The organism is Paenibacillus pabuli NBRC 13638, assembly GCF_001514495.1.
Taxonomy (GTDB): domain Bacteria; phylum Bacillota; class Bacilli; order Paenibacillales; family Paenibacillaceae; genus Paenibacillus; species Paenibacillus pabuli.
Genome location: NZ_BCNM01000045.1, coordinates 1 through 10,672 on the forward strand (window position 1 = coordinate 1; position 10,672 = coordinate 10,672).

At 48.5% G+C, this 10,672-nt stretch carries 2 protein-coding genes; both read left to right on the plus strand.

The features are described 5' to 3' along the window. Nucleotides 1–53: 53 nt before the first annotated feature. Nucleotides 54–4,424 (plus strand): type I polyketide synthase, encoded by a 4,371-nt coding sequence (locus PPA03S_RS34315; RefSeq protein ID WP_281189107.1) that lies wholly within the window; start codon nt 54–56, stop codon nt 4,422–4,424. Next, a partial coding sequence (locus PPA03S_RS31690; protein WP_157284465.1) for an SDR family NAD(P)-dependent oxidoreductase occupies nt 4,421–10,672 on the plus strand: 6,252 nt, incomplete at its 3' end. The genes PPA03S_RS34315 and PPA03S_RS31690, both read left to right, overlap by 4 nt.

Consider the following 10,672-nt stretch of genomic DNA (forward strand, 5'->3'; position numbering starts at 1 on the left):
CTGCAAAGACACTGTTGGAACAAAAGAACCTCCGCACAACCGCTGAGCAGTTCATGGGTCAATATAACCTTGCCCAGAGTTCAAAAGCAGAAAAACCCGCGAGAATCGAAGATACGGAAGAGGTTACAGGAATTGATGACAAGCTTGAGGATCGAACCATCCGTTGGTTAATTGAAACATTGGCACCCGTGATCGGTTTGCCAGAATCAAGGATTGAGCCGGATGCCCCGCTGGAGCAGTATGGTATTGATTCGCTGCTCATTATGAAGATGACGGACGTACTGGAGAGTGAATTGGGTTCCCTGTCCAAAACGCTGTTCTTTGAGTACCAGACTCTGAGGCAACTAAGTCATTATTTTATGAACATACATCAGGTGCGATTGGATAAGCTGCTTCAGCCAAAAGGAATGAAATCAGCCGGAACGACACAAAAGAATGTCTCAGAGAATTTACGGCATGTATCAAACTCCGGAACGCACGTCCCAACGTACACCATGATGTCGAAGCGAAAGCTGCTGACAGGAACCCACTTCGAACCCGAAGCCGAACCTATTTTGAAAAAAACGAATCCGGACCTTTCCATTCAAGTGGACTCACGCTCTGGCGGTGGAAAAGACCAGAATAATGAGCATCAGGATATTGCCATTATCGGAATGGCGGGCAGATATCCAGGTGCCCGTAATACCCGGGAATTCTGGCATAATCTGCGAAATGGTGTGGACAGTATTACCGAGATTCCATCTGAACGTTGGGATCACAGGCAGGTGTATAACCCAGAGCCAGGAGTTCCAGGCAAAACCTATGGCCGCTGGGGTGGTTTTTTGGATGGTGTGGAGGAGTTTGACCCGTTGTTTTTCAAGGTATCTCCTCGTGAAGCCGAAACAATGGATCCCCAGGAACGACTTTTTTTGCAGTGTGTATATGAAACACTGGAAGATTCGGGATACACCAGACAAAGCTTGAGCACGGAGAAAGTGGGCGTCTATGTAGGTGTGATGTATGAGGAGTATCAGCTCTATGGGTCCCAGAGTTCCATGGCATTCAACGGTAATCCGTCTTCCATTGCCAATCGGGTTTCGTATTTCTGTAATTTCCGCGGACCAAGCATGGCCGTGGATACAATGTGTTCATCGTCATTAACATCCATTCATTTGGCCTGTCAAAGCCTGAGACAGAACGAGTGTCAGGTTGCCGTCGCGGGCGGGGTGAATGTGTCGGTCCATCCAAACAAATATATTCTTTTGTCTCAGGGAAAATTTTTGTCCAGCAAAGGACGGTGTGAGAGCTTTGGCCAAGGTGGGGACGGCTATGTTCCGGGTGAAGGCGTCGGCGCCGTTCTGCTGAAACCGTTGGCCAAAGCTATAACGGATGGAGACCGGATTTACGGTGTGATCAAAGGATCGGCGCTGAATCACGGGGGTAAAACCAATGGATATACTGTCCCAAATCCGAACGCACAGGCTGAAGTTATCAGCGATGCTCTATATGAAGCAGGAATCGATCCACGAACGATCAGTTATGTGGAGGCACATGGAACAGGAACTTCGCTCGGGGACCCCATTGAAGTGTCTGGTTTAACAAAGGCATTTGTGCAGACGACGCAATCCAACTTCAAGTGTGCCATCGGTTCGGCTAAATCCAACATTGGTCACTGTGAAAGCGCAGCAGGCATTGCCGCGATAACAAAAGTACTGTTGCAGATGCAGCATGGGGAACTCGCGCCATCCCTGCACGCGGAAGAGACCAATCCAAACATTGATTTTACACAGAGTCCATTTTTTGTGCAGAAGCTGCTCGAACCATGGAAGCGTCCAGAAATAGACGGAGTGCAGATTCCAAGACGTGCAGGCGTATCTTCATTTGGAGCAGGGGGAGCCAATGCCCATATCATTATTGAAGAATATATCCCTACAGGTATGTGTTCGGAGCAGATAACAGTTGGCGAAGATCATCCTAAATCCCCTGTTGTCATTGTGCTGTCCGCAAGAAATCAGGAACGACTCCTGGCAAAGTCCAAAGACTTGCTTGAGGTGTTACGCACCGGAATATATCAGGATTCGGATCTGAGGAGCTTGTCCTATACTTTGCAGGTTGGACGTGAGTCGATGGAAGAGCGTCTGGGATTACTGGCGGTGTCCATAGAGGAACTCACTGCGAAACTAAAAGAGTATGTTGAACAGGCAAACGATCTGGAAACACAAGCTTCCCAAATGGTGTTTTATACCGGTCATGTGAAAAAGGGTAAAGAGATGCTTTCTATCCTTAGTCGGGATGAGGACATGGAAGAAATGGTGAACCGGTGGATTCAGAAGGGCCAGCATGACAAATTATTGGAATTATGGGTACAGGGTCTGAACCTGGACTGGAATACATTATATGCTGCTGAGGGTAAACCCCAACGAATCAGTCTCCCAACCTACCCTTTTGCAAGAGAAAGATACTGGATTCCGCAGCAAGCACAGGCCAATGAGACAAGTGAATTAAAAGTTGAGCAGGAGGAAACTTTCCCTGCAAACCCATCGAAGCCATCGGACCATAATCTTATGCTGACGCCAATATGGGAAGTAATCGAAAAGACTGAAAAGTTCGAATTCAATCCTGCCCATAAACGTTGGCTGGTGATTGGAGGTACAACGGAGCAATGGGAGATGGTTCATCAGATCCATGCAAAATCAATCCGTATGGATGCGGAAACTGCGGCAGATTCCGTCAGTGTGATGAATGCCTTGAAAAAGGTCGATTCGATTGATCATATCATCTGGTTATCCAATCATATGTCTCTCCCACCAACGTCACTGAATCATTTGATATCCGCACAGAATATGGGCGTAAAAAATGTGTTTCGAATCATTAAAGCCATGATTCAATTGGGATATGGTGATCATCCGTTGGAATGGTCATTCTTAACATGTCAGACACAATCCGTATGGTCTAGCGATCCGGTTAACCCTACGGATGCCGGAGTTCAAGGTCTTGCCAGCTCGATGGCGCAGGAGTTTCCACAGTGGTGTGTGCGTCTTGCGGATTTGCAAGCCGGTAACATCAATGAACGTTCCATTCGTGCAGCGCTCTCTCTGGAACCGACAGGTGTTGGGGATCTCCAGGTCCATCGAAACAACCGCTGGTACGGTCAGGAACTTGTTCGCTTGGAGAGCAATGCTCCTCAGAACAACAACAATTATCGTCATGGCGGAATCTATGTTGTCATTGGCGGGGCCGGCGGGATCGGTGAAGTATGGAGTGAATATATGATCCGGACCTATCAGGCGAGAGTGATATGGATTGGAAGAAGTGAATACAACGACGAGATACGGCATAAGCAGAATCGGTTGTCAGATCTGGGGACGGCTCCTGAATATATTTCGGCCAATGCAGCCAATGAAGAGGAACTAATGGGTGCGTATGAAACGATCAAAAGCCGATTCAAGACCATTAATGGCATTGTACATTCAGCAATTGTTTTGCAAGATGGCAGTTTGGAACAGATGACAGAGGAACAGTTTCAACATGTATTTACCGCCAAAGTGGATGTAAGTGTTGTGATGGCGAACATATTTGCGAAAGAAAATCTGGACTTTGTACTCTTTTTCTCATCCATGAACTCTTTTACCAGACAACCAGGCCAGAGCAATTACTCAGCGGGATGTATGTTTAAAGATTCGTTTGCGCATTGGTTGCGACAATCCTGGACATGTCCGGTCAAAATTATGAATTGGGGTTTCTGGGGGAGTGTAGGCCGTGTTGCTTCATTGGAATACAGGGAACGCATGGACCGGATGGGTGTGAGTTCCATTGAGGCGCCAGAAGCGATGGAAGCCTTGGAGATGCTCATGTGCCTGGACCTTACACAGGCTGCATTGTTAAAAACAAAAACATATTCGATTCCTGGAATTAACATGCAAAAGTCAGTACAGGTCTACATGTCGGATCAGCCTCTAAAAGGGAGCGGGCAAGAGACTCGCGACATCACGCGCATCTCCCAGCCAGAGCAAAATACAGGTCATTTGCTTCAACAGATGGAGCCATTGCTTGCAAAGTTGATGTGGGTGCAGCTGCATGCCACCGGGTGGTTTGTATCCGATGTAAGCTCTGGCACTTTGGCTGAATTAACACAGAATTTGTCGGATACCTACGTGCATTGGATCAGGGGAAGCATGACCGCGCTAGTCCGTTACGGCTTTCTGATGAAAACTGATTTTGGATACAGGGTGTGCAATAACGACGCGCCGAATGCCGAAACGGCTTGGCAGGAATGGGAGCATAACAAACCTGGCTGGATCAAACACCACGGTGCGGAATCACAAATCAGATTGGTTGAGACGATGCTGAGGGCGCTGCCGGATATTCTCAATGGAAATTGCCTGGCAACCGAGATTATGTTTCCTGATTCCTCTATGGAATTGGTCGGGGGGATATATACATGAAAATAAATCGTTATAACAAAGTGCTTGCAGAAGCGGCAGCATCCTGTGTACAGCATAAAATCCATCTCGACGACTCTGCAGGTCTGCGCGTGTTGGAGATTGGGGCGGGAACCGGAGGAACCAGCGCAGCCGTTTTGCAAAGATTGGAAACCATGGCACAGCATATTCAAGAGTACGCATATACGGATGTATCCCAAGCATTCCTTTTGCATGGTGAGCAGAAGTATGGAGCAGACAGGCCATTCATGAATTATCGGATGTTTGATGTCCGTTATGCTCCGTCTGCCCAACAAATAGATACCGGTTCCTATGATGTGGTCATCGCAGCCAATGTGCTGCACGCAACACCCGATTTGCGGACAACACTGCGTAATGTGAAGGCTCTGCTAAAACAAGGCGGGATGCTGTTAATTAACGAGATTAGCAGCAATTCCCTGTTTACTCACCTTACCTTTGGTTTGTTGGATGGGTGGTGGCTGTACAAAGATCCCGAGCTTCGTCTACCCGATTGTCCCGGAGCAGCACCGCATGTATGGGAACAACTGTTACTGGAAGCGGGTTTTCATTCTATCGAATTTCCTGCACGGGATTGGCACGAGGAAGGGCAGCAGGTCATTGTGGCATACAGTGACGGCTTAGTCAGGCAGATCGACACGGAGGTTGCTCCAGTTGGATCTTCCAATCAGATTCGGACTGAGTTACAGTCCAATGATCCGTTCACTCCGGGAAGCCGTCCTGAACTGCAAGAAAAGAAGCCAAGCAACCCATCCCTTGGTTCGGCGAGCACTTCGGCAACCGCATTGAAAGCATATGTAAGAGAGATCGTTACAGACATGCTGTCTGTATCGCTCAAAGTGAACACCACCATGATTGATTCAGAGGAGCCTTTCTCTGAATATGGAGTGGACTCTATTACAGGTGTTCGGCTTGTTCAGTCGATTAACGAGGCGTTATCGATATCCTTGCAGGTATCCAGCCTGTTTGATTATAGCTCCATTGAGTTGTTATCCAACCATATCGTTGAAAAGTATCGGGACGGCCTTGTGCAGATCATCGAAAAGTCTTCCGAATCAGTAGAACAGCTGGAGTGGAGCTCAGAAGCTTCTGTCCCGCATGCTCACAAAACAGAAAGTTCATCTGCATCTGAACGCACGCATTACCCATCTGCCTTTCCAGACTCTTATAGCCCTTTAAAGGTGGGGCAGGGTGATATTGCTATTGTTGGGATGAGCGGCCGATTTCCGCAGGCAGATGATATTCATTCCTTATGGGAGCATTTGGCTGCAGGAAAAGATCTGGTCGGGAGCGTTACGCGTTGGAATATGTCGTCTTATTTTGAACAAGATACTCCCTATTGCAGCCATGGTGGTTTTTTGGAAAACATAGATGAATTTGATCCTCAATTTTTTAACATTTCTGGTACGGAAGCGGCTCACATGGACCCGCATCAGCGAATTTTTCTTGAGGAATGCTGGAGGGCACTGGAAGACGCCGGGTATGCGGGACAGGCAGCTGCCGGGCTGAAGTGTGGTGTATACGCGGGATTTAATGAGCTTGATTATCGGACACTGCTTGGAACGAATCCTGTTCCGCAGGCATTCTGGGGCAACTCAGGCTCAGTCATTCCTGCTCGAATCGCGTATTATCTGAATTTGCAGGGCCCTGCTATTGCAGTGGATACGGCATGCTCAAGCTCACTCGTATCGGTTCATCTGGCCTGTCAGGGGCTGTGGTCTGGAGAGACGGAAATGGCACTTGCCGGAGGGGTGTTTATACAGTCCACACCAGGTTTTTTCATTGCATCCAATCGGGCCGGCATGCTCTCAACAACTGGCAGATGTCATACGTTTGACCAGCGGGCAGACGGATTTGTGCCTGGAGAAGGAGCCGGAGTTGTTGTGCTGAAGCGTTTGAGTGATGCTCTGCGTGACAGGGACAACATTCATGGGGTTATTCGGGGTACTGCCATTAACCAGGATGGGGCCTCGAACGGACTCACTGCGCCAAGTGCGAAGTCTCAGGAGCAGCTCATGGGTGAGGTCTACAATCGTTTTGACATCCATCCTGGAAATATCCAACTGGTTGAAGCCCATGGAACGGGAACTAAATTGGGAGATCCCATTGAATACAGTGCCCTTGTGAAAGCGTTCCGGTCGTATACCGAAGAGGAAAGTTACTGTGCTCTTGGTTCAATCAAAACCAATATTGGACATGCTGCGGCGGCTGCCGGTGTGGCTGGACTGATCAAAATTTTACTTTCCTTAAAACATGCAAAAATTCCAGCGTCCCTTCATTTTCAGGAAGGCAATGAACACATTGCTTTTGCGAACAGCCCTTTTTATATCAATACAGAGACAATCGATTGGATCACACCGCCAGGTGTTAAAAGGATGGCCGCAATCAGCGCCTTTGGCTTCAGTGGGACGAATGCTCATATGGTCATTGAACAAGCACCGGTCAAAGGAAGTCAGAAGGTCAGTTACCCCGGGAACCTGATTGTTTTATCGGCTCAGTCTCAGGAACAATTGCGGACTCAAGTCGAGCAACTGGTTGGCTTCTGCAAAGAACAATCCGATGTGAGCTACTGGGATATGAGTTATACATTGCTCATGGGACGAAAACATATGAACACCCGATTGAGCTGTGTGGTCCGTAATGAGCAAGAGTTAATCAGAATATTGGAGAAATGGCTTGAAAAGGGAGCTGCTGCAGAAGTTCAGGTGGTGGAACTGTCACATACGCTGCGCCCACAGTCTTCATTGATGCGTTACGGAAATGAATGTTTGCAGCATTGTTCGGAATCACCGGATTCGGCTGAATTTACGGAAAAATTAGCAGCAGCAGCAAGCTTATATATGCAGGGATATCACCTTGATTTTGAATTGTTGTTTGAGCATGCGCCCGCAGGACGAATCTCACTGCCCGTGTATCCATTTGCCAAGGAAAAGTACTGGATTGACGCTGGTTACGCACCAACAAATGATCATGCGATCCGACAACATGCTGACCAGAGCAAAGAGGACTCAAACCAGTTGCTTCATCCTTTGCTGCACCGTAATACTTCGAATTGGACTGCTCTCCAATTCAGTTCCACCTTTAATGGGGAGGAGCTTTTCCTGAAGGATCATGTCGTGCAAGGGAAAAGCGTATTTCCGGGTGCAGCCTATCTGGAGATAGCTCGTGCAGCATTCGAAATGGCTCTTACGCATGATGATCTGGAACAGACATGGATAAGACTGAGTCATATCGGCTGGTATGGTCCGCTACAGGTGAACAATGTACCTGTTCAGGTTGACGTCTTGCTTCATCCGATTGAACAGGGGGAAATCGAGTTTCGGGTACAGAGCCATGGTGCGGAAGAGCCTGTTGTGCACTGTCTTGGGCAAGCGGCAATGATGGAGCCGCAGGAAGCCGGGTGGACAGATCTGGCACAGATCAGAACCCAATGTACCGAAGGATTTTATACCAAAGAGGATTGTTATAATCAGTTTAAACAAATGGGGCTGCAATATGGGAAATATTATCAGGGAATTGAAGAGTTGTACATCGGGACCAATCAGGCGCTTGCCAAACTGAGCCTTGCAGAAGGGTTAACCCATGAATATGGCGAAGACCAGCTTCACCCTGGTCTTACTGACAGTGCCCTACAGGCTTCTATTGGACTTCTGTTGGCGGCAGCAGGAGGTTCGCCTGTTATAACACCGGTTCCATTTGCCATAGAGCATGTGGAGATATGGGGAAATAGCACATCCTTAATGTGGTCGCATGTTCGCGCCTGTACTCCGAATGACTCCCTGGTTGAAACGAAAAAGGTCGATATTGATGGATATGACGTTAAGGAACAGCTTGTCCTTCGCATCAAGGGGCTGACATTCCGTGAGCTTCCCGGGCAGGTAGAGCATGCGGATGAAGGGACTTTGCTGGCTGAACCCTACTGGAAATCGTTACCTGTTGAAACATTTTTCCAGGAAGGTTCCGGGAATGAGAACTTAACGGTGGGCAATCATGTGGTGCTTTTATTCGAAAACAGCAATCACAGTTACCCGGGAATGGAACACTACTTACAGCGATTTTCAATTCAAAGTGTACGTATTCGGATAACGGATTCCGGCCAGTCTTGGGACGAATTATTCACCAAAGGCGCATTGAGGGTGCTCGAGGAGATCCAGCGTCTGATGCAGGCAGTGTCCCATGTTAACGATGAAAAATGGCTCCAAATTGTTATTCCTGGCGAGTTATCGTTGTATCAGGGAATTGCCGCTATGTTAAGAACGGCCGAGCTGGAGAATCCATCCTTTCATGGTCAGGTCATTGAGGTCATGAATGAGACTGAATCGGAGATGCTGGCAAACATGCTCGTAGATAACCGGTCTTACCCGGAGCATGGGTTAATCCGTTATAAGAGTACACCAGGGCAATCAGGTAGTGGACTTCGTCATGTTCAAGACTGGAAAATGATTGAACATGATCCATTAGAAAGCTCATTAGACATCCCGTGGAAACCCGAAGGGGTCTACATTATTACCGGGGGAGCAGGTGCTCTCGGCATCATCATGGCTGAAGAAATAGCGCGTCATGCACCCTCCTGCACCATTGTTGCTGTAGGAAGAGCATCTGTGTCAACCGTCCGGAAGAAATTGGATGCTTTACGTGAGAAAGGAATAAACCTCCTTTACAGACAAGGGGATATTTCGGATCGACAGACCGTGCAAGAATTAGTGAGCTCATTCAAGATGGAGTTTGGTGAGCTGCACGGGATCATTCATTGTGCCGGAATTATACATGATCACCCCATTTTTGCTAAAAGAGAGGGCGATCTTCGCAACGTTTTTGCACCGAAGGTGTCCGGTATTGTTCATTTGGATGAAGCTACTCGGGAGGACAAACTGGATCTGTTCATCGTTTGTTCGGCTGTTGCCGCGATGTTTGGCAACCCTGGGCAAGCCGACTATGCGGCAGCCAACGCTTTTATGGATTCTTTTGCATCTGAGCGGCATCAGCGAGTGCAGAAGGGTGAGCGGTTTGGGCGGACCTTGTCCATAAACTGGCCGCTGTGGACTGAAGGGGGCATGACGGTACCTGAATCCGTCCAGCAAAGGATGTTTCATCGTTACGGTTTGACGGCGATGGAAACGTCGAGCGGCATACAGGCCTTCTATCGAGCCTTGGCGACAGGAGCCGGACAGATTGCTGTTTTGTCGGGTAATGTGACCCGGATCAGGGAGCTTCTACATTCCAAAAACCAAATAGGGTCCCTGGTTTCCAATGGTGAGAGCGAAGAATTGGAATTAATGAATAAAATAAATTCTCCTGTCGGAGAATCAAACCTTTCACAGGCAGCCGATAAACCCAAACGAACGGTTCAATTTTTGATCCAAACCCTTGCCGAAGTTATTGGGCTGCCCGAGTCCCGTATTCGAGCGAATGCACCTCTGGAGCAGTATGGAATCGATTCAATCCTGATCATGCAGATGACAAGCAAACTGGAAAGTTTGTTTGGACCACTGCCGAAAACATTATTTTTTGAATACCAGACGATCGGGGATTTGAGCAGTTACTTTCTACAGGAACAAGGCGAAAAACTGGACAGGCTGCTAAGGGAGAGAGATCCCGACACAACTTCAGATGCAGCCTTCATACCTTTGGATGCCAAGCATGTCAAAGAACGGCAGTCTGTAATGCAATCTGTTTTATCCAGCCATGGAGAGACCAGATCGCCCTATCTAACTTTTGGACAGACTCAAACGACTGCACCACGGATGAATGAAACGCAGACAAAGTTGTCAGGACAGGAGGGCACACTTAGCGATACACAGCAGGATATCGCCATTATTGGTGTGGCGGGAAGGTACCCGGGAGCGCGGAATATCCAGGAGTTTTGGGAGAACCTGCGCAGTGGAACGGACAGTATTACCGAAATTCCATCGGAACGCTGGGATCAGGAGCAGGTGTATGATTCAGCGCCAGGCACACCGGGCAAGACCTATGGACGCTGGGGCGGATTTCTGGACGGGGTGGACGAATTCGATCCGTTGTTCTTCCAGATCTCTCCCCGGGAAGCCGAGATGATGGACCCGCAGGAACGATTGTTCATGCAGTGTGTGTACGAGACACTGGAGGATGCTGGGTATACGCGGGAGAGCTTGGCGGCGGACATCGTGGGTGTGTATGTCGGCGTAATGTACGAGGAATATCAGTTGTACGGGGCCGAGTCCTCGATTGCGCTCTCGGGCAATCCGGCGTCCATC

Excerpts from the sequence above, each read along its gene's own strand:
- PPA03S_RS34315 (WP_281189107.1), top strand. The coding sequence starts at position 54 with ATGGGTCAATATAACCTTGCCCAGAGTTCAAAAGCAGAAAAACCCGCG.